Here is a 21,267-nt window from a genome sequence, read left to right as displayed (position 1 = left end):
ACTAATAAAGGAGATTTTATGGCAAAAGAAATTTTAGTTGCTTATGGTGTAGATATAGATGCAGTTGCTGGTTGGCTTGGCTCTTATGGCGGGGAAGATTCTCCTGATGATATTTCAAGAGGGCTTTTTGCTGGAGAGGTTGGCGTCCCTAGGCTTTTAAATTTGTTTAAAAAATATAATTTGCCTTCTACTTGGTTTGCGCCGGGACATTCTATAGAAACATTCCCTGAGCAGATGAAAATGATAGTGGATGCAGGTTGTGAGATAGGAGCACATGGGTATTCACATGAAAATCCTATAGCTATGACTGCTAAGCAAGAAGAAGATGTTTTACTTAAAAATATCGAACTCATAAAGGATTTAACAGGTAAAAAACCAAGCGGTTATGTGGCACCTTGGTGGGAATTTTCAAATATAACAAATGAGCTTTTATTAAAACATGGTATCAAATACGATCATTCTTTGATGCACAACGATTTTACTCCATATTATGTGAGGGTTGGCGATAAATGGACAAAGATTGATTATAGCTTGGAAGCTAAAGATTGGATGAAGCCTTTGGTGAGAGGACAAGAAACAGATTTGGTGGAAATACCGGCTAACTGGTATTTAGATGACTTACCGCCTATGATGTTTATCAAAAAATCCCCAAATAGCTTTGGCTTTATCTCCCCTAGAGATATAGGGCAAATGTGGATAGATCAATTTGACTGGGTTTATGAAAATATGGATTATGCTATCTTTGCTATGACTATACACCCTGATGTGAGTGGTCGCCCTCAAGTTCTGCTTATGCACCAAAGGATAATCGAGCATATTAATAAGCATGAGGGTGTGCGTTGGGTAACTTTAAATGAAATGGCAGATGATTTCATCAAAAGATGTCCTAGGAAAAAATAAATGTGTGTATTATGCGGAGAGATGATAAGCTCTTTTCATTGGAGCGATCTTTCTTTTGATGAGCAAGGTGCTAATTTGAGCGCCTTGCAAGATCAAAGAGATAGAATGAGAGCTAGGCTAAAAAGAGTGAAAATTCTAAATGAGATTTTGTCTTTTTATCGACTTAATATCAAAGAATGGCAAGGCTCTAAATTCATCCTTAGTGATTTGGTAGGAAAAAGCGTGATTGTGAATGATTTGGGTGATTTGTGGCAAAAAGTGCAAGAGTTAAGCAAAAAAGAAATAGATTTATTAGATGATAACTTTATAAAATTTATGCAAGATAAAAATGGCTAAGATAGCAGTTAATATAGTAACAGGCTTTTTGGGAAGCGGAAAAACAACTTTTTTAAGTGAGCTTTTGCGAGATAGCAGGGAAAATATCGCTGTTTTAGTCAATGAATTTGGAGATAGCGGACTTGATGATAGTATTTTGGCGTCATTTTTTGTAGAAGAACAAACGATTTTACTCAATCAAGGCTGTATTTGCTGCAATAGAAGACAAGATTTGGCAGATAAACTAAAAGAGATTTTGAATCTTTATCATACAAGTGGCAAAAAATTGGATAAAGTTGTGATAGAAACTACCGGTCTTGCTACGATAGAACCGATACTTTTTACTATATTAAGTGATACCTTTTTGCAAAATCATTTTTTTGTGAATGCGGTTTTTACTTGCATTGATTCTTTAAATGGCTTAGAGCATCTCAAAAATGAGGAAAATATCGCACAAATTGTCAATTCAGATTATTTGCTCATCACCAAAACAGATATTAAGCAAGATACTAAAATGCTAGAAAAGGAGCTTAGAAGCTTGAATTATTCGGCATTGATTTTTAATAAAAATGAATTTTGCAATGATGAATTTTTTAATATCAATTTCAAAAAAAGATTGGTAAATAATCCAAAAAATTTAAATTCCCACAATACAAATATCAAAACTATTTCTCTCAATATTCAAGGTCAAATGGATTGGAGTGCATTTGGAATCTGGCTTTCGGCACTTTTGTATAAATATGGAGACAAAATTTTGCGAGTAAAGGGATTGTTGAATATTAATGATGAATATTTAATCAATGTCAATGGAGTGCGACATCTTGTTTATCCGCCCATACATATTAAAAAAACCAAAACATACATGGAATCTAATTTGGTTTTTATTAGCAAAGAAATGGATTTGGATAAAGTTTTTTCTTCGCTGCAATCATTTTCAAAACTTTTAAATATCCAAATACAAACTTGCTAATTTATTGTGCTGTGGAGTAAAGATCGGTGCTTAAATACCGCTCCCCTGTATCGCACAAAATAGTTACAATATTGGCATTGGGATATTGTTTTGCCATTTGTCTTGCACCCCAAAGGTTTGCTCCACTTGAGATTCCCACTAGCACACCCTCGTTTTTAGCGATTTTGCGTGATTCTTCTGCGGCAAGTTCAGCATCAACTTGCAAAATCTTATCAATAAGGCTTGTATCCAAAGTTTCTGGGATAAATCCTGCACCGATACCCTGAATCTTGTGCGGTCCGGGATTGCCACCACTAAGAACGGGAGAGTTAATAGGCTCCACCGCGATGACTTTGATATTGGGATTTTTTGCCTTAAGCACTGCACCTATGCCACTTAGACTCCCGCCTGTGCCCACAGCACTCACAAATATATCAATCTTACCTTCTAAAGCTTCCCAAATTTCTAATGCGGTAGTTTTTCTGTGAATCTCTGGATTTGCTGGGTTTTGGAATTGTTGCAGTACAAGTGAATTTGGGATTTCTTTTTGCAATTCCAAAGCACGATTGACTGCCCCTTTCATTCCTTGTGAAGCAGGGGTTAGCTCTAGTTTTGCCCCAAAAGCACTAAGCAGTTTGCGTCTCTCGATACTCATAGATTCTGGCATTGTGAGGATTAGCTTAATCCCTTTAGCAGCACAAATTGAAGCTAGTCCGATACCTGTATTGCCACTGGTGGGCTCTATGAGGGTTGTATTTGCGTTGATTTTACCTTCATTAAGGGCAGATTCAATCATATTAAGAGCGATTCTATCTTTGATTGAACCACTTGGATTTAAAAATTCGCATTTAGCATAGATATTTGCCCCACTTTCTTTGGAGAGATGATTTAAAAACAAAAGCGGAGTATTTCCGATAATTTCTGTAATGCAATGAGCTACTTTCATAATAAAACCTTATCAATCAATATTTTTTTATCAAAAAGTAAATTTAGCCTAAGAGAAAATATTTTGTCAAGATTTTTGGTATCTTTTGTGTGAAAAATGTTTCATTTGCAAACATAAAGCAATAAAAATAAAAGTTTAAAATTTTTTTATCTATTGTTTTAAGAAAAAATTTTGTATGATTTATGAAATTTATCGATAAAAATTAGGAGAGATCAATGAGCTTTTTTGAAGAATATCAAGAACAAGTTAAACAGCGTGCAAAACAAAATGTCCCCCCACTTCCATTGACAAAGGAACAAGTGAGTGAAGTGATTGCTTTGTTAAAAAAGGGGGAAAGACAAGAAGAATTGGTTGAATTAATTTCAAATCGTGTTTCTCCGGGTGTTGATGAAGCTGCCAAAGTAAAAGCAGCATTTTTGAATGAAATTGTAGAGGGAAAAATTAGCATTAATGGAATCTCTAAAACTCTAGCAATTAAACTTCTAGGAAGTATGCTTGGCGGTTATAACATTGCCCCTTTAATTAATGCACTAAAATCAAACGATAGTGAGGTTGCAAAGTCCGCCGCAGAAGCCCTAAAACACACTTTGTTGGTTTATGATTCATTTGGTGAAGTCGTGGAGTTAAGCAAAAACAATGCTTATGCTAAAGAAGTTTTAGAATCTTGGGCAAATGCAGAGTGGTTTTTGACAAAAGAGCCATTAGCTGAAAAAATTACAGCGGTAGTTTTTAAGGTTGATGGGGAAACTAATACCGATGATTTAAGCCCAGCTGGTGATGCCTTTACAAGAAGTGATATTCCACTCCACGCACAAGCAATGCTAAAAAGTCGCACACAAAACGCATTTGGTAGAATTGAAGAACTAAAGAAAAAAGGTTATCCACTTGTTTATGTGGGCGATGTTGTAGGGACAGGAAGCTCGAGAAAATCGGCTTGTAATTCTCTTGTATGGCATATGGGAAGGGATATTCCTTATATTCCAAATAAAAAGGCTGGTGGTTTGGTGATAGGGGGTGTGATTGCTCCTATTTTCTTTAATACCTGTGAAGATAGTGGTTGTTTGCCTATTGTAGCTCCTGTGGGAGAATTAAACGAAGGTGATGTAATAGATATTTATCCTTATAAGGGCGAGATTTGCAAAAATGGGGCAGTGGTTTCAAAATTTAGTCTAAAACCTAATACTTTAGCAGATGAAATAAGAGCAGGTGGCAGGATTAATCTAATCATTGGTAGAGGTTTAACTGTAAAAGCGAGGGAGGCTTTAAAACTTCCTAAAGAAGATATTTTTGCAAAACCTCAAGTGCCACAAGGAGAGGCAAAAGGATTTACTTTGGCTCAAAAAATGGTTGGAAAAGCTTGTGGGGTAGAAGGAATTTTGCCCGGCACTTATTGTGAGCCTAGAGTTAGCACAGTTGGTAGTCAAGATACTACAGGGGCAATGACAAGAGATGAAATCAAAGAACTTGCTTCTTTGGGATTTAGTGCGGATTTTGTGTTGCAAAGTTTCTGCCATACTGCTGCTTATCCAAAACCAGCAGATGTAAATTTGCACGCAACTTTACCTCAATTTATGAGTAGTCGCGGTGGAGTGGCATTGAAGCCCGGTGATGGCGTTATTCACTCTTGGCTTAATCGCATGGTATTGCCAGATAGTGTAGGGACAGGAGGAGATTCGCACACTCGATTCCCAATAGGTATTAGTTTTCCTGCGGGAAGTGGGTTAGTTGCTTTTGCGGCAGTTACGGGGTCTATGCCTCTTGATATGCCAGAATCTGTGCTTGTGAGATTTAAAGGCAAAATGCAACCGGGTATTACTTTGCGAGATTTGGTGAATGCAATTCCTTATTATGCAATTAAGCAAGGTTTGCTAACGGTGGAAAAAAAGGGCAAAAAAAATATTTTTAGTGGAAGGATTTTGGAGATTGAAGGATTGCCAAATTTGAAAGTTGAACAAGCTTTTGAATTGAGTGATGCGAGTGCAGAAAGAAGTGCTGCAGCTTGCAGTATTGCTTTGAATAAAGAACCGATTATTGAATATCTAAAATCTAATATTGCATTGATTGAAGCGATGATTCAAGCAGGGTATCAAGATGCAAAAACTCTTAAAAGGCGAGCGGAAAAAATGCAAGAATGGATTGATAATCCAGTATTATTAAAGGCAGATTCTAATGCAGAATATGCGGCAATCATTGAGATTAATCTTGATGAAATTACTGAACCAATCCTTGCTTGTCCAAATGATCCTGATGATGTGGCGACATTGAGTGAAATTTTGGCAAATCCAAATCGTCCGCATAAAATCGATGAAGTTTTTGTCGGAAGTTGTATGACAAATATCGGGCATTATCGTGCTTTAGGGGAAGTTTTAAGAGGCGAGGGAATGGTGCCAACGACATTATGGGTTGCTCCACCAACCAAAATGGACGCAAAAGAATTGGTAGAAGAGGGTTATTATTCGCTCTTTGGTGCAGCAGGAGCTAGGATAGAGATACCGGGATGTAGCTTGTGTATGGGAAATCAAGCGCGTGTAAGAGATAATGCAGTGGTGTTTTCAACTTCTACAAGAAATTTTGATAATCGAATGGGTAAGGGTGCGCAAGTGTATTTGGGAAGTGCAGAATTAGCAGCAATCTGTGCTTTGCTTGGCAGAATCCCAACCAAAAAAGAATATTTAGAATTAATCCCTAAGAAAATAGAAGGCAAAGAGGAGCAAATCTATCGTTATTTGAATTTTAATCTCTTGGAAAATTGGGAATTAAATTAATTTAAGAGCTAGATTGGGATTGCAAAAGATTGTAATCTCAATCTTTGTAAAATACTTCATTAAAATTTTGATTATTTGGCAATTGCTCTTAAATTATGTTTTTATCTCTAAAATGTCTTAAGTCAATTTAACTTTTTTAATTTTTTAATTGCAATCGAGCAATTTTAATAGGATAAAATGCTGTTTGAAATGTTTATTTTGAAATAGAATATTTGGTAGAAAATTTAAGAAGCATGCCATTTAAAATTAGAAATTTTAAAAAAGAGAGAAAATTGCTATTTTTGGAAATTGTTTATTTTAAGAAAACCACTGATTATTCACTCACAAATTCCTTTATATGCAAATAAAACCTCCAAACTAGAGTTTTAATCTGTGGATTCTAACAAGCTTTTGGCTTGTTAGCAAATTTCAATATTGAGAATCTTATCTCCCTGCTTTATAGAATCTAACACTTTTAGGCTATCCTTATCTTCTATTTGTCCAAAAACGGTGTGTTCTCCATCTAAGTGCGGTTGTGGGGCAAAACAGATGAAAAACTGACTTCCTCCCGTATCTCTTCCTGCATGAGCCATAGATAAAGTGCCGCGTAAGTGTTTATGAGGATTGTTTTGTAATTCGCATTTGATTCTGTATTCTGGTCCCCCTCTACCATCGCCATTTGGACAACCACCTTGTGCTACAAATCCTGCAATAACGCGATGAAAATTAAGATTATTATAAAATCCACTTTTTGCCAAAGAGGCGAAATTTGCAACAGTATTTGGTGCTGCTTCTGGAAAAAGTTTGATTTTCATATCGCCTTTTTCTGTGTGGATTATGGCATTTTGCAAAGTGGCAAGTTCATCTTTTGAGAGATTAAAATCTTTTAGTTCCATATTGTTTCCTTGTAAAACTTCAATTAAAGAGTTTTATTGTAGTATTTTATTGCTTAAAACAATAATTAGATGGGAGTGAAAAATGGCTAAAGTGATTTTGTTTTTGCTCTTGGTAGGGAATCTCTATGCACAATATCCAACTTGGATTAAAGATGGTTTGAAAATTGTCGCTTCATTTGGAGCACAGGATTTTAAAGAAGGTTATGGGATTGTTATTAATGAGGGATTAATTTTGACAAGTTCAAGTTTGGTTTATGAAAAAGATAGAGCAAAAGAGATTGTTTTGTATAATAGCGAATCTTTGGAAGAACCCATAACTTGCCTTAGCCATGCACAAATTTTGGCATTAGATGATACTTTGGGATTGGCGATATTAAAAGCGTATAATTTTACAGATTTTTATTGCAATGTATTGCCTAAACCTAATTTCCGACTTTTGCATTTTAAGAGTAAATTTTTTGATATTTTAAAAAAGCCTGTGGAAATCTCTAATGTAGAAGGTTTAATGATTTCTTATTTTTTGGAGCAAGAATGGCTGAATTTTGGTATAGAAAAAATAAGTTGGCAAGATTTGCAAACAATACTGCAAGAAAATAAAAGAAATCTTCTTGGAATGCCTTTATTTGCGGGGAATGATTTTTTGGGAATCCTTGTGCAAAAAAGAGAAAAACAACATCTTTCACTTCTAAAACATCAAGAAATTTTAGAATTTTTGTGCAAAATCAATCAAAATACAGCGATTTTAGAATCAATGCCTACTTATAAAAAAACTTGTGATTTAATCAAAATTAGCCGCGATATTAGCAAGAATAAAGTTAAATGAAAGTATAATTAAAAATTGTTAGCTCACACGATGAAGGGGATAAATGTCTGATTTGTTAAACCAAGATATCCAAAATGTCAATATTGAAGATTCTATTAAAGAAAGCTATCTTGATTATTCAATGAGTGTTATAGTTGGACGCGCATTGCCAGATGCAAGAGATGGTCTAAAACCTGTGCATAGAAGAATTTTATATGCAATGTATGAGCTTGGTGTAACTTCAAAAGCTAAGTATAAAAAGTCTGCAAGAATCGTGGGTGATGTAATAGGTAAATATCACCCTCACGGAGATACAGCTGTTTATGATGCACTTGTTAGAATGGCACAAGATTTTTCTATGCGTTTAGAGCTTGTTGATGGACAAGGAAACTTTGGTAGTATTGATGGAGATAGTGCTGCTGCTATGCGTTATACAGAAGCCAAAATGACACAAGCGGCAGAAGAAGTTTTGAGAGATATTGATAAAGATACAGTAGATTTTCTCCCTAATTATGATGATACACTAAAAGAGCCAGATATTCTTCCAAGTCGTTTGCCAAATTTGCTTATTAATGGCTCTAATGGGATTGCTGTGGGTATGGCGACAAATATTCCACCCCACAGAGTAGATGAAATTATTGATGCTTTGGTGTATTTGATTGATAATCCCAAAGCAGAATTAAACGAAATTTTGCAATTTGTTGAAGGTCCAGATTTTCCAACAGGTGGTATTATCTATGGTAAAAATGGAATAAGAGAGGCTTATGAAACAGGGAGAGGGCGCATTAAAGTCCGTGCCAAAACACATATTGAAAAAACCAAAACAAAAGATATTATTGTAATTGATGAGATTCCCTATCAGGTCAATAAAGCAAGACTTGTAGAGCAAATTGCTGAATTAGCCAAAGAGAAGGTTATTGAAGGCATTTCTGAAGTGCGTGATGAATCCGATAGAGAGGGGATTAGAGTTGTTATTGAGCTAAAACGAGAGGCAATGAGCGAGATTGTGCTTAATCACCTTTTTAAATCAACCCCTATGGAAAGTACTTTTGGTATTATTTTGCTTGCAATTTATAACAAAGAGCCAAAAATATTTACACTTTTGGAGTTGTTGGGATTATTTATTTCTCATCGCAAAAGCGTAGTAATAAGACGCACAATTTTTGAATTAGAAAAAGCTAAGGCTAGAGCGCATATTTTGGAGGGATTAAGAATAGCCTTAGAAAATATTGATGAAATTGTTTCTTTGATACGCTCAAGTAGCGATCCAAAGGTAGCCAAAGAAGGCTTAATTTCTCAATTTAATCTAAGTGAAATCCAAGCACAAGCAATTTTAGATATGCGATTGCAAAGATTGACAGGTTTGGAGAGAGAAAAAATCGAAAATGAATACCAAGAATTACTCAAAGAAATTGAATATTTAAATTCAATTCTAAGAAGCGAGGATTTGCTTAATAAAATCATCAAAGAAGAATTATTAGAAGTCAAAGAAAAGTTTAGCACAAAACGACTGACTGCTATTGAAGAAGATTATGAAAGCATTGATATGGAAGATTTGATTCCTAATGAAGCGGTAGTTGTAACAATGAGTCATCGTGGATATGTAAAGAGAGTGCCGGTTCGAACCTATGAAAAACAAAATAGGGGAGGCAAAGGAAAAATTTCTGCTAACACCCATGATGATGATTTTATAGAGAGCTTTTTTGTATCTGATACGCACGATACAATAATGTTTATCACTAATAAAGGGCAATTGTATTGGTTGAAAGTTTATAAGATTCCAGAAGCTAGTCGCACAGCAATTGGGAAAGCTGTTGTGAATCTTATCAATCTAGCACCTGATGAAAAGATTATGGCAACCATCACAACAAAAGATTTTAATGAGGATAAATCTATCGCGTTTTTCACCAAAAATGGTATTATCAAACGCACTAATTTAAGTGAATTTAAAAATATTAGAAGTGTTGGAGTTAGGGCAATTAATTTAGATGAAAATGATGAGCTTGTAACTGCAAAAATCATTTCTCCAGCAATCCAGCAAATTTTGGTAGTAACTTATGAAGGTATGTGTGTAAGATTTAGCGTTGATAATGTGCGTGAGATTGGTAGAGTGGCACGAGGGGTGACTGCTATTAAATTTAAAATACCAAAAGACTATGTAATTGGTGCAACAGTGGTTTCTAATGAAAATGAGGAAATTTTAAGCGTAAGTGAAAAAGGAATAGGAAAACGCACAGAAATCAATGAATATAGAATCACAAATCGTGGTGGTAAGGGCGTTATTGCTATGAAGCTAACTAGCAAAACAGGAAAATTAGTTGGCGTAGTCAATGTAGATGAAAATATGGATTTAATGGTGCTTACTTCTAGTGGAAAGATGATACGCGTAGATATGCAAACAATCCGCAAAGCAGGACGCGCTACAAGTGGAGTTATTATTGTTAATGTCGATGATGATAAGGTTGTTTCTATAGCGAGGTGTCCAAAAGAGGAAAAAGAAGAAGAAGTAATCGAAGAAGAAAATGGTTTGTTAGATTTGAAAAATGAGGAATGATGCAAAAAATTTTGATAGGGATTTTTCTTTGCAGTTTCATAGAAGCATCAGAATATATTTTTTCTTATAGAGTGGCAGTAGAGAATGGAATTGTTTTAAGCGAAAAATACTATTTTTCTCCTGCTATGGTAAATGCAGAAACGCTAAATAAAGTCAAGAATCCTTATAAACAATGCGAAATAGTCCATAATGCAAAAAGTGAAAAAGAGTTTTTGAGATATTCAAAAGAAGATATTTTGGAGTGTTTTTTTAAATGGGGAGTGAAATTAGAAGATAGAAGCACAGCAAGTGATTATAAGGGTGCTTATATTAGTTTTTTGTCTATTCCAGCAACAAGAATTAAAATAGAATATGAAAGCGGGATTGCAAAAATCTATCACCTTATGGCAAACACAAAGGAGCAAAGATGAAAATAGCGATTGTTGAAGATGATATCAATATGCGTAAATCTTTGGAGATTGCATTAGCAGAATATGAAGAATTTGAAGTTGTTAGTTTCAAGAGCGCTAAAGATGCACTGAAAAAATTAGATGACAGCATTGACTTGGTGATTACTGATATTAATATGCCTCAAATGGACGGGATAGAATTTTTACGCACTCTTAATGGGCGTTATGAAGCACTTATTATTACCGGAAATGCAACTTTAAATAAAGCCATTGATTCAATTAGATTGGGTGTTAAGGATTTTTTGACAAAACCTTTTGATATTGAAACGCTTGTAGAAGCGATTCATCGTGCCAAAAAGGCTAAAGAGATTATCACCAAAACACCCAAAAAGAATATGATTGAACAAAAGCATAGTTTCATCGCTACTTCACCTGCATTACAAAAGGCACTCAATCTTGCTAATAAGGCAGCCAAAACAGATGCTTCTGTTTTGCTTTTGGGTGAAAGTGGAGTAGGCAAAGAACTTTTTGCTAATTATATTCACAATAACTCCCCAAGAGTTAAAGCACCTTTTGTGGCTATTAATATGGCGGCTATTCCGGAAAATTTGCTAGAATCTGAACTTTTTGGATATGAAAAAGGGGCTTTTACAGATGCCACAGAAGGAAGAGCGGGAAAATTTGAAAATGCCAATGGAGGGACTATTTTTTAGATGAAATAGGGGAGATGCCCGCTAACTTGCAAGCTAAACTCTTGCGTGTATTGCAAGAAAAAGAGGTTGTAAGATTGGGAAGTAATAAGCCTATTAAAGTGGATATTCGTTTTGTAGCAGCAACCAATGCAGATATTCAAAAGAAAATCAAAAAAGGTGAATTTCGAGAGGATTTGTTTTTTAGATTGCAAACAATTCCAATCAATATTCCAGCACTAAGGGAGAGGCTAGAGGAAATTATCCCGCTTTGTGAATGGAAGCTTGAAGAAGTGGATAAACAATATGGAATAGGGAAGAAAAAATGGGGGAAGGGGGCTAAAGAGCAATTGCTTTCTTATAAGTGGCCCGGCAATATTAGGGAGCTTTTGTCAGTAGTTGAGAGGGCAGCAATATTGTGTGAGAATGATACTATTATGCCAGAAGATTTGTTTTTGAGTTCAAGAGAAGGTGGAGGTGCTAAGAAAATTGCTAGCTTAGAAGAAGAATTGATTTATGAAGCATTAAAGGCTGCAGATTCGGATATTGATAATGCTGCACAAATGCTTGGTATGCAAAAAGAGATTTTGCAAAGCAAAATGAATCATTATAATATTAAACTTTAAAAAGGAGAAAAAAATGAAAAAATTTAATGTGGCAGTTGTTGGGGCTACTGGAGCTGTAGGTGAAGAGATTTTTAGAATCTTAGAAGAGCGAAATTTTCCTATCAATAAACTTGTTCCTCTAGCAAGTGCAAGAAGCGTTGGCAGGGAGATTAGCTATAAAGGCGAAACTTATAAAGTGCAAGAGCTTACGCACAGTGTTTTTGAGGAAGAGGATATTGAAATTGCGTTTTTCTCTGCTGGAGGAAGTATTAGTGCTGAATTTGCACCTAGTGCTGCTAAGGCTGGTGCTGTTGTGATTGATAATACAAGTCATTTTAGAATGCAAGAGAATGTCCCATTAGTCGTGCCTGAAGTAAATCCACAAGATATTGCATTGTGGGAGAAAACCGGCATTATTGCAAATCCTAATTGCTCTACAATCCAAATGGTGCATATTTTGGCACCTTTGCACAAGGCATTTGGAATCAAAAGGGTTGATGTTAGCACTTATCAAGCGGTTTCTGGAGCTGGCAAAAAAGGAATGGAAGAGCTAGTGTTGCAAATGCAAAAGTTCTTTGATTTTTCATTAGATTCTGTTGAGCCAAAAGCTTTTCCACATAGAATTGCCTTAAATCTTATTCCGCACATCGATGTATTTTTGGATAATGATTACACAAAAGAAGAGATGAAAATGATTAAAGAAACCAATAAAATTATGCATAGTGATTTTGCAGTAAGTGCCACTTGCGTGCGTGTGCCTGTTTTGCGAAGTCATAGTGAATCTATCACAATCACTTTTGAACAAGAAATTACCGCAGATGCCGCTAAAGATGTATTAAGCAAAGCAGAATCGGTAGTGCTTGTAGATAATCCAAAAGAAAAATCTTATCCTATGCCAAGCCTTGCAACTGATACTGATGAGACTTATGTAGGAAGAATCCGCGTAGATAATTATGATAAGCATATTTTGCACCTTTGGTGTGTGGCAGATCAAATTCGTGTAGGTGCTGCCACGAATGCTGTAAGAATTGCAGAAAAATGGATAAAAATGCAAAAGTAGTTTTAATGTCAAAAATAGAATCTATTCTTTTTGTTTGTTTGGGGAATATTTGTCGCTCACCTTTGGCAGAGGGGATTGCAAGGGATTTGGCACAAAAAAGGGGGTTAGAGCTCAAAATTGATTCTGCTGGCACGAGTGGTTGGCATATTGATGAGCCACCTTGTGCAAATTCTATCGCGATTGCTAGAAAATATGGAATTGATATTTCAAGCCTTAGAGGGAGAAAAGTTAGCGTATATGGCGATGATGTATTTGATTGGATTGTGGCAATGGATAAGCAAAATTATCACGATTTATTGAAAATGGGATTTGATGAAAGCAAAGTAAAGTTTATAGGGGATTTTGGTTTAGAAGGTCAAGAGATTCCTGACCCATACTATTATAAAAATTTAGAAGGATTTGAAAAGATTTTTGCAATGCTAAAAACCGCTATTGCTGAGATGTATAAGCAGTTAAGTTAGGTGTTGTATTGGATATTAAAGCCTATTTTTGGGAGATTGAAGAAATTTTCATCAAGATAAAAAATATTGTGATAGCCCATTTCTGCAAGTTTATCTCCAAACTCCGCAGCAGTTGCACCGCTATGGCAATAAAGCAGAATCTTTTTGTCTGGATTTTCTTGGGCAATGTAGCTAATTCGTTGTAAAGATTCGATGTTTAGAGCATTTTGTATGTGACTAATAAGAAAATATCCTCTAGAGCGTAAATCAATGATGATAAATTCTTCTTGCTTATCCTTAGCTGGATTAAATGGAGTGGCAAGACTTTTGTGCTTGAGATACATTTGCTTCCTTTTGAAAAATTAGCTAAAATTTTTTGAATGAAAAAAGTTTATTATATCACAAAAAAAAATAGCAATAAAACAATGCAGGATATCCAGTATTTGGAGCTTTTGGAAATTTGTTTTATTCAAGATGATTGTCTTTTAGAAAAGATTAAAAAAAGTGATTGTTTGATTTTTACTTCCAAAAATGCAATTTTTGCTTTGGAGCATTTTGTACCTCAAATTTGGAAAAAACTGCCTTGTTGTGTGATAGGAAATGGGAGCAAAAAGGCATTAGAATCTTTTGGCATAAAAGCTGAATTTGTAGCTAAAAATCCCTATGGAGTTTCTTTTGGGGAGGAATTAGGGGAATTTTTGGCAAATAAAAAACCACTTTTTATTCGCGGGCAAAAGGTTGCTTCTAATTTGCTAGAAATTTTAAGAAACAAAGGGGTTTTTGCCATAGAATCTATTTTGTATCAAAATAAAATTCTCAAGCTTTCACAGAAACAAAGAGAGATTCTAAAGCCCAAAAAAGATTCTATTATATTTTTTAGTGCTCCATCAAGCATAAAGGCGTTTTTGAAAAATTTTTCTTGGGAGGATGATTATATCGCACTTTGTATTGGCAAAACAACCAAAAATGAAGCCAAAAAACTACTTGGAGAAAATGCAGAGATTCTGCTTTCGCCAAAAGTAGAAATTGAATCATCATTGGAATTTGCAAAAGAAATTGGAGGATACAATGTCAAAAATTGATTTAAAGACAGCCAAAATTTCAAAGTTGTTCTTTACTTATTTTTTGCCTTCTTTGGTGGCTATGCTTGCCTTATCGACTTATTCTACAATAGATGGAATCTTTGTGGGCAAAAAACTTGGTGAAAATGCTTTGGCGGCAATTGGAATTGCTTGGCCTATTTTTCCTATTTTAATTGCATTTGAATTGCTTTTTAGTGTAGGGGCTGCAGCGATGAGCTCTTATTTTTTGGGTAAGGGAAAGGCGTTTAGAGCTAGGATTATTTTTAGTTCAGTGTTTTATTTTGCCCTTTTAACCTCCGTTGTTGGGGGAATTATTCTTTATTGCTTTAGTGATTTTATTGCCTTGTATTTGGGGGCAAGTGAGACATTATTGCCTTTGGTGCAAGAATATACAGAAATCATTTATCTTGGGGCATTTATTATTGTTTTGCATCCTATGTTGGATATTTTTGCCATCAATGACAAACAGCCGCTTTTAGCGATGATTGCTATGATTGTTGGTGCGGCAATGAATATTGTTTTGAATTATCTCTTTTTGTTTGTGTTAGAGCTTGGAATCCATTCTAGTGCTTTGGCTACTGTGCTTGGGCATGGGATTGGAATGTGTATTTTGTTGCAGCATTTTTTGCGTAAAAAAGGCAATTTGTATTTAATTAAAGCTTTTGATTTGTATGCAATTTTAATGGCTACCAAAAATGGAATCCCGCAAAGTAGTTCAGAAATTAGTGTAAGTGTGATGATGTTGATTTTTAATCACACCATAGCAGGAATTGCTGGGGATAGGGGATTGGCGATTTATAGTGTTTTGATGTATGTTGGGATTATTCCTTTTACGATTTTGCTATCAATGGCACAAGGGGTGCAACCTATTGCAAGTTTCAATTATGGTGCAAATTTGATGGAGAGAGTTAGGGGGATTTTTTATTTTGGGTTGGGAGTTAGCTTTTTTGGAGGAATAATCTTGTATGGAATCTTTTATTTCCTCTCGCCTTTTATTATCCCTTGGTTTTTGCAAGATGATATTATATTAAGAGATTCTGCATTGGCATTGGATATTAAAGAAGCTATGGATATTTATTTTTTGAGTTATATTCTTTTGGGGATTAACATTGTTAGTGCAATTTTCTTTCAATCCATACAAAGAACTTTGAGTTCTTTTGTTATCACTTTTTCTTATACTTTATTATTTGCGTTGCTTTTTGTAATATTTTTGCCAAAAATATATGGCTTTTATGGGGTAATTATTTCTTATCCTTTGGGTATTTTGTGCGCAAGCTGCGTAGCGGTGGTAATTATTGTTTATGAGACAAAAAGAGGAATTTTAAGTTCCCTGATAAAAAAATAAAAATATAAAATTAATTATAAAATTTAAAATATTATTCATTAGAGTTGGAATAAGATTTTATTTATCGAGAGTAGATATTGACTCTAGCATCTCGAATATATTTTTTAGGAGGTAAGTCATGGCAACTAGAAAAGAACATGATTTCATAGGGGAACTTGAAATACCTGATAATGTGTATTATGGAGTGCAAACCTATCGTGCTGTAGAAAATTTTCATATGACAAGTCGTCATTTGAAGGATTATCCATTCTTTATCAAAGCATTTGCACAAGTCAAAAAAGCAGCTGCTTTAGCAAATAAAGAAGTTGGTGTTTTGGATGCTGATAAGGCAGATGCACTTGCAAAAGCTGCGGATAGATTGATTGCAGGTGAGTTTATCGATCAATTTGTGGTAGATATGATTCAAGGTGGTGCAGGAACTTCTACAAACATGAATGTTAATGAAGTATTAACTAATATCGCCTTAGAGAGTATGGGACACAAAAAAGGTGAATATCAATATTTGCACCCAAATGATCATACCAACTTGGGACAATCTACAAATGATACATATCCTAGCTCAATTAAGGTTGCCACTCATGAGAAATTGGGACATTTGCTAGAAGCAATGGAAGAACTTAAAGAAGAGCTTTTAAAGAAAGCTAGCGAATATAAAGATTTTATCAAAATGGGAAGGACAGAATTAGAAGACGCTGTTCCAACTACATTGGGAAATACCTTTAATGCTTTTGCAAGCTATATCAAAAGTGATATTGAAAAATTAAAAAAAGCAAGAGAGGTTATGGAAACTTTAAATCTTGGTGCAACTGCGATTGGAACAGGAATTAATTGCCACCCAGATTATAAAAATATAGTAGAAAAAAAATTAAAAGAAATCACAGGTGTAAATTTTAGACCTGCAGAGGATTTAATTGCTGCTACTCAAGATACAGCTGATTTTGTATATGTAAGTGGTTGCCTTAAAACTGCTGCAGTGAGACTTTCTAAAATTGCAAATGATTTGAGATTAATGAATTCTGGTCCTAGATGCGGGCTTGGAGAAATTAATTTACCAAAAATGCAACCGGGAAGCTCTATTATGCCGGGTAAAGTGAATCCTGTTATTTGCGAAGCAGTAGGAGAAGCTTGCTATGAAGTGATTGGCAATGATGTTACTATTATGTTATGTTCTGAAAGAGGGGAGTTTGAACTTAATGCGTTTGAACCCGGGATCGCTTATGCACTTTTTAATTCTGTAGTGGTTTTAGAAAATGCAATGCGAACTTTGGCTCAAAAAGCTATCAAGCATTTAACCGCAAATCCAGAAGCTTGCAAACAATCAGTTTTAAATTCTATTGGTATTGTTACTGCATTTAATCCGGTTTTGGGTTATGAAAAATCTGCTAGCATTGCAAAAGAAGCATTAGAGACAGGAAAGTCGGTAGGTGATATTTGTTTGGAGAGAGGTTATTTGCCAAAAGAAGAAATTGATAAAATTTTGGATCCAAAAAATATGCTTAATCCGCAAATGAAAACTAAAAGACAAGGGTAAATAGATGGAAACAATCATGTTAATTTTACAAATTATTGTCCTACTTGGGGCAATTTTTGTAGGTATTAGACTTGGAGGAATCGGTATTGGTTATGCCGGTGGTATTGGTGTTATTATTCTAGGGCTTGGTCTTGGAATGACTCCGGGGGCAATTCCTTGGGATGTTATTTTGATTATTATGTCTGTTATTGCTGCTATTTCTGCCATGCAACTTGCAGGTGGTTTGGATTATTTGGTTCAAATTGCAGAGAGAATTTTGCGTTCTAATCCAAAATATATCAACTATCTTGCACCAACAGTTACATATTTTTTAACAATCCTAGCAGGGACAGGACATACAGCTTTTTCTATGATTCCTGTTATTGTAGAGGTAGCAAAAGAGCAAAATATCAAGCCTTCTGCTCCACTTTCTATTGCAGTTGTTTCTAGTCAAATTGCTATTACTGCTAGCCCTGTGAGTGCAGCGGTAGTGTATATGACAGGTGTGCTAGAGCCACTTGGTTGGAGTTATCCTCTATTGCTTGGAATCTGGATACCTACGACTTTTGTTGGTTGTATGATTACTGCGTTTATTATGACAATGTTCTATGACTTAGATTTAAGCAAAGATCCAGTTTATCAAGAAAGATTGGCACAAGGTTTGGTAAAAGCTCCAGTAGGCGCACAAAATATGGAATTAAAAGAAGGTGCAAAACTTTCTGTTGCTATTTTTGTAATCGGGGTGCTTTGTGTTGTGCTTTATGCTACTGCAATTTCAAAAATAGGTGGAAAACCAGTTTTGATTGAAAATGTAATTGTAGGTAGAGATGCAGCAATTATGAGCTTTATGCTTGGAATTGCAACTTTAATTGTTATGCTTTGCAAAATCAAACCAGATAAAATTGCTGATACAAGCGTATTTAAATCCGGTATGGTTGCGTGTGTGTGTGTATTGGGTGTAGCTTGGCTTGGAAATACTTTTGTAGGTGGTTATACAAAAGAAATTGGAGATTTATCTGCAGAGTTAGTTTCAAAAATCCCAGCACTTTTGGCAGTTGCTTATTTCTTTGCAAGTATGCTTTTGTATTCTCAAGCAGCAACAGCAAAAGCAATTACTCCAGTAGTTGTAGCAGCACTTGGAATCACTGCGGCAAATCCGGGAGATTCTTATATGCTTGTTGCTTCATTTGCAGCAGTTTCTGCACTTTTCGTGCTTCCAACTTATCCAACACTTCTAGGTGCTGTGCAAATGGACGATACAGGTTCTACAAGAATTGGAAAATATATTTTCAATCACGCTTTCTTGGTTCCGGGAATCTTAGCTATTGCATTTAGCGTTGCACTTGGATTCTTGGCAGCTTCATTATTTTAATAGATTCTCTTCCTTCAATTTTTGAGGGAAGAGCAATCCTTGCTTTTTAAATCATTAATTTATCTTATTTAGTTTTGAAGTATTTTTTGTATTTCTTGGATTCTAGTAGAATCGCTTGGATGTGTTGAGAAGAAATCAGAAGAACTTTGTTTGCCAGCAGACATTTTTTGCCAAAAATTCAAAGCAGCCTTTGGATTATATCCCGCTTTTTGCATTAAAATAATTCCTACTTTATCTGCCTCTAATTCATGGGAACGACTAAAGGGCAACATAATACCAACATTACTTCCGATATTATAAGCTTTATTAAATAAACCGCTGTATTCAGAATATTGATTGCCAAGCAATGCGCCTAGAAGGCTTCCTCCTAGTTGCTGCAACATTTGCATACTCATTCTCTCAGCACCATGTCTTAAGATTGTATGTCCAACCTCATGGGAGATGACGACTGCAAGCTCATCATCATTCTCAATTAGCTCCATGATTCCAGAATATACAAAAACTTTTCCTCCCGGCAAGCAAAAGGCATTTTGCTGGTTATCTTCCAAAAGATAAAATTCCCATTTAAAATCAGGGCGGTCTGCTACTGCTGCGATTTTTTGTCCAACGCGATTAACCATTGCTTTTTGTTTTGCATTATTACTAAGTTTAGAGCTTTGTAAAATTTCATTAGCACTTTGTTCGCCTAGAGCTACTTCTTGTTGTTGATCTAAAAGCATAAGTTGAGTGCGGTCAGTGTAAAGAGTGGAGGAACAAGCACATAAGAAGAAAATAGAAGCTATGGACAAAACTCGCTTAAAAGAGAAATATAAATTCAATTTCTAATCCTCGCTTTTTTGTAAAATAAAAATTAATACAATTAATCGATTTTTAACACTGCCAAAAATGCCTCTTGAGGGAGATTTACTTTGCCGATAGCTTTCATACGCTTTTTGCCTTCTTTTTGTTTTTCAAGCAATTTGCGTTTTCGAGTGATATCCCCACCATAACACTTTGCAGTTACATTTTTACCCATAGATTTGACGGTTTCTCTAGCGATGATTTTATTCCCAACACTTGCTTGAATTGCTACTTCAAAAAGCTGTCTTGGAATAATCTCTTTCATTGCCTCTACAAGCTCTTTACCCTTTTCATAGGCTTTGCTTTTGGGGACAATAATGCTTAGTGCATCAACAATATCTCCAGCCACTCTAATATCAAGCTTAACTAAATCCCCCTCTTGATAGCCAATAGGCTCATAATCAAAACTTGCATAGCCTTTGGTGCAAGATTTTAGCTTATCATAAAAATCCATTACAATTTCATTAGTTGGAATGTGGTATTCTAACAATACTCGCGTTTCTTGAAGATATTCCATTTTCTTTTGGATTCCACGCCTTTTGCTTACTAATGTAATAATATTTCCCAAATACTCGCTAGGAACGATGATAGTAGCCCTAACATAAGGTTCTTTGATTTGGGCTATTTTTTGCTCTGGAGGAAGTTCGCTTGGATTTTGTATCATCACTACTTCCCCATCAGTTTGCGTTACTTCATAAATTACCGTAGGAGCTGTGGCTATCAAATCCAATCCAAACTCTCGCTCCAAACGCTCTTTGATTACTTCCATATGCAAAAGCCCCAAAAATCCAACGCGGAATCCAAATCCTAAAGCCACAGAGGTTTCAGGTTCAAAATTAAGACTTGAATCATTGAGTTTGAGTTTTTCTAAAGCATCGCGTAAATCTTCAAATCTATCTGTGTCAATAGGATAGATTCCAGCAAAAACAAAAGGTTTGGCAGGTTCAAAACCAGCAATGGGTTCTTTGGTTTTGTTTTTGAAATCAGTGATGGTATCCCCAACAGCGATATCTGTTACATTTTTTAATCCCAAAATTACAATTCCTACTTCACCGCATCGAATCTCTTTTGTTTTTTCTTGCTTGAGTGGGTGAGGGTAGAATAGTCCTAAAACTTCGTGATTCTTGCCACTTCCCATAATATAAATATTCTGCCCAACTTTGATTGAACCATCAAAAACCCTAACTAATGCTAATGCACCCAAATAATTATCAAACCAAGAATCATAAATTAAGGCTTTTGTTGGAGCATTTATATCTCCACTTGGAGGGGGAATTAGCTCGACAATTTTATTTAATAATTCAGAAATGCCGATATTTGCCTTAGCACTCACCTCCAAAGCTTGAGTGCAATCAAGCCCAATGGTTTGCTCTATTTCTGACTTTACACGCCCTGCATTTGCAGCAGGCAAATCGATTTTATTTAACACAGGGATAATTTCAAGATTATTTTCTAAGGCGATATAAACATTTGCAATAGTTTGTGCTTCCACTCCTTGAGAAGCATCAACAACCAACAAAGCACCTTCACAAGAAGCAAGAGAGCGTGAAACTTCATAGCTAAAATCTACATGCCCGGGCGTATCAATGAGGTTTAAAATATATTTTTCACCTTTATAAACATAATTTAATCGGACACTTTGTGCTTTTATTGTGATTCCTCTTTCTTTTTCGATATCCATAGTATCCATTACTTGAGAGCTCATTTCGCGTTCAGAAATTGCTCCACAAGCTTGAATGAGGCAATCTGCAAGAGTAGATTTTCCATGATCAATATGAGCGATAATTGAAAAATTACGAATCTTTGAGAGTGGATTTTCCAAAACATAC

The 21,267-nt window shown here is 35.3% G+C and carries 18 protein-coding genes and 1 pseudogene; 14 read left to right on the top strand and 5 right to left on the bottom strand.

The window, feature by feature from the left end; all coding sequences use genetic code 11:
- Window positions 1–18: 18 nt before the first annotated feature.
- The 3 genes from JJQ98_RS05540 to JJQ98_RS05530 are packed head-to-tail and all read left to right on the top strand — an operon-like array spanning window position 19 to window position 2,185.
- On the top strand, window positions 19–900 hold the full coding sequence (locus tag JJQ98_RS05540; protein ID WP_005021192.1) for a polysaccharide deacetylase family protein: 882 nt from the start codon (window positions 19–21) through the stop codon (window positions 898–900).
- Window positions 901–1,236 (top strand): hypothetical protein, encoded by a 336-nt coding sequence (locus JJQ98_RS05535; RefSeq protein ID WP_005021191.1) that lies wholly within the window; start codon window positions 901–903, stop codon window positions 1,234–1,236.
- Entirely contained in the window at window positions 1,229–2,185 is a 957-nt protein-coding gene (locus tag JJQ98_RS05530) for a CobW family GTP-binding protein (protein ID WP_065826412.1), read from the top strand. Before JJQ98_RS05535 ends, JJQ98_RS05530 begins: the two co-directional genes overlap by 8 nt.
- 1 nt (window position 2,186) lies before the next feature.
- Here JJQ98_RS05530 and cysK read toward each other — a convergent pair whose 3' ends face one another.
- Window positions 2,187–3,110 (bottom strand): cysteine synthase A, encoded by a 924-nt coding sequence (gene cysK / locus JJQ98_RS05525; RefSeq protein WP_151104579.1) that lies wholly within the window; start codon window positions 3,108–3,110, stop codon window positions 2,187–2,189.
- Between the two features lie 215 nt (window positions 3,111–3,325).
- On the opposite strand from cysK, the gene acnB reads away from it, so the two are divergent.
- A complete protein-coding gene (gene acnB / locus JJQ98_RS05520; protein ID WP_151104580.1) occupies window positions 3,326–5,875 on the top strand; it encodes a bifunctional aconitate hydratase 2/2-methylisocitrate dehydratase in 2,550 nt (849 codons plus the stop codon).
- 398 nt (window positions 5,876–6,273) lie between these two features.
- Here the strand turns inward: acnB and JJQ98_RS05515 are convergent, their stop codons facing one another.
- Entirely contained in the window at window positions 6,274–6,750 is a 477-nt protein-coding gene (locus tag JJQ98_RS05515; RefSeq protein ID WP_065828477.1) for a peptidylprolyl isomerase, read from the bottom strand.
- A gap of 82 nt (window positions 6,751–6,832) precedes the next feature.
- On the opposite strand from JJQ98_RS05515, the gene JJQ98_RS05510 reads away from it, so the two are divergent.
- From JJQ98_RS05510 to JJQ98_RS05485, 6 genes and pseudogenes are all read left to right on the top strand, one after another.
- Window positions 6,833–7,573, top strand: a complete 741-nt coding sequence (locus JJQ98_RS05510; protein ID WP_210670788.1) for a hypothetical protein — start codon at window positions 6,833–6,835, stop codon at window positions 7,571–7,573.
- A gap of 43 nt (window positions 7,574–7,616) precedes the next feature.
- On the top strand, window positions 7,617–10,106 hold the full coding sequence (gyrA, locus tag JJQ98_RS05505) for a DNA topoisomerase (ATP-hydrolyzing) subunit A (RefSeq protein ID WP_060662739.1): 2,490 nt from the start codon (window positions 7,617–7,619) through the stop codon (window positions 10,104–10,106).
- Window positions 10,106–10,516 carry a hypothetical protein gene (locus JJQ98_RS05500; RefSeq protein ID WP_104745246.1) on the top strand — a complete coding sequence of 137 codons (411 nt, stop codon included), beginning with the start codon at window positions 10,106–10,108 and terminating at the stop codon, window positions 10,514–10,516. The genes gyrA and JJQ98_RS05500 overlap by 1 nt, the downstream gene beginning before the upstream one ends.
- Window positions 10,513–11,810, top strand: a pseudogene (locus JJQ98_RS05495) (sigma-54-dependent transcriptional regulator). Before JJQ98_RS05500 ends, JJQ98_RS05495 begins: the two are co-directional and overlap by 4 nt.
- Window positions 11,811–11,823: 13 nt before the next feature.
- Window positions 11,824–12,849 carry an aspartate-semialdehyde dehydrogenase gene (locus JJQ98_RS05490; protein WP_060662737.1) on the top strand — a complete coding sequence of 342 codons (1,026 nt, stop codon included), beginning with the start codon at window positions 11,824–11,826 and terminating at the stop codon, window positions 12,847–12,849.
- Window positions 12,850–12,854: 5 nt separating this feature from the next.
- Window positions 12,855–13,310: a low molecular weight protein-tyrosine-phosphatase gene (locus JJQ98_RS05485; RefSeq protein ID WP_005021179.1), complete on the top strand. Its 456-nt coding sequence runs from the start codon at window positions 12,855–12,857 to the stop codon at window positions 13,308–13,310.
- On the opposite strand, the gene JJQ98_RS05480 is transcribed toward JJQ98_RS05485, so the two are convergent.
- On the bottom strand, window positions 13,307–13,633 hold the full coding sequence (locus JJQ98_RS05480) for a rhodanese-like domain-containing protein (protein ID WP_054195026.1): 327 nt from the start codon (window positions 13,631–13,633) through the stop codon (window positions 13,307–13,309). The two genes, JJQ98_RS05485 and JJQ98_RS05480, sit on opposite strands and share 4 nt — an antisense overlap.
- Before the next feature lie 36 nt (window positions 13,634–13,669).
- Here JJQ98_RS05480 and JJQ98_RS05475 point away from each other — a divergent pair, with 36 nt between their 5' ends.
- The 4 genes from JJQ98_RS05475 to JJQ98_RS05460 all read left to right on the top strand — a co-directional run bounded on the left by JJQ98_RS05475 (window position 13,670) and on the right by JJQ98_RS05460 (window position 18,598).
- Window positions 13,670–14,371 carry a uroporphyrinogen-III synthase gene (locus JJQ98_RS05475; protein WP_065830459.1) on the top strand — a complete coding sequence of 234 codons (702 nt, stop codon included), beginning with the start codon at window positions 13,670–13,672 and terminating at the stop codon, window positions 14,369–14,371.
- The gene (locus JJQ98_RS05470) at window positions 14,358–15,716 is read left to right on the top strand and encodes an MATE family efflux transporter (RefSeq protein WP_151104581.1); all 1,359 of its coding nucleotides are present in this window, start codon (window positions 14,358–14,360) and stop codon (window positions 15,714–15,716) included. The genes JJQ98_RS05475 and JJQ98_RS05470 overlap by 14 nt, the downstream gene beginning before the upstream one ends.
- 118 nt (window positions 15,717–15,834) lie before the next feature.
- On the top strand, window positions 15,835–17,247 hold the full coding sequence (locus JJQ98_RS05465) for an aspartate ammonia-lyase (RefSeq protein ID WP_060662734.1): 1,413 nt from the start codon (window positions 15,835–15,837) through the stop codon (window positions 17,245–17,247).
- 4 nt (window positions 17,248–17,251) lie between these two features.
- On the top strand, window positions 17,252–18,598 hold the full coding sequence (locus JJQ98_RS05460) for an anaerobic C4-dicarboxylate transporter (protein WP_054197777.1): 1,347 nt from the start codon (window positions 17,252–17,254) through the stop codon (window positions 18,596–18,598).
- A 68-nt stretch (window positions 18,599–18,666) separates the two neighbouring features.
- Here the strand turns inward: JJQ98_RS05460 and JJQ98_RS05455 are convergent, their stop codons facing one another.
- On the bottom strand, window positions 18,667–19,416 hold the full coding sequence (locus JJQ98_RS05455) for a M48 family metallopeptidase (protein ID WP_210670787.1): 750 nt from the start codon (window positions 19,414–19,416) through the stop codon (window positions 18,667–18,669).
- 41 nt (window positions 19,417–19,457) lie between these two features.
- On the bottom strand, window positions 19,458–21,260 hold the full coding sequence (gene lepA, locus JJQ98_RS05450; protein WP_054195022.1) for a translation elongation factor 4: 1,803 nt from the start codon (window positions 21,258–21,260) through the stop codon (window positions 19,458–19,460).
- Between the last annotated feature and the right edge of the window lie 7 nt (window positions 21,261–21,267).

Source organism: Helicobacter pullorum NCTC 12824 (genome assembly GCF_017979475.1).
GTDB classification, from domain to species: Bacteria; Campylobacterota; Campylobacteria; order Campylobacterales; family Helicobacteraceae; genus Helicobacter_D; species Helicobacter_D pullorum.
Note: the sequence above shows the minus strand (reverse complement) of the source record. Positions and strands in the feature narration are given on the sequence as shown.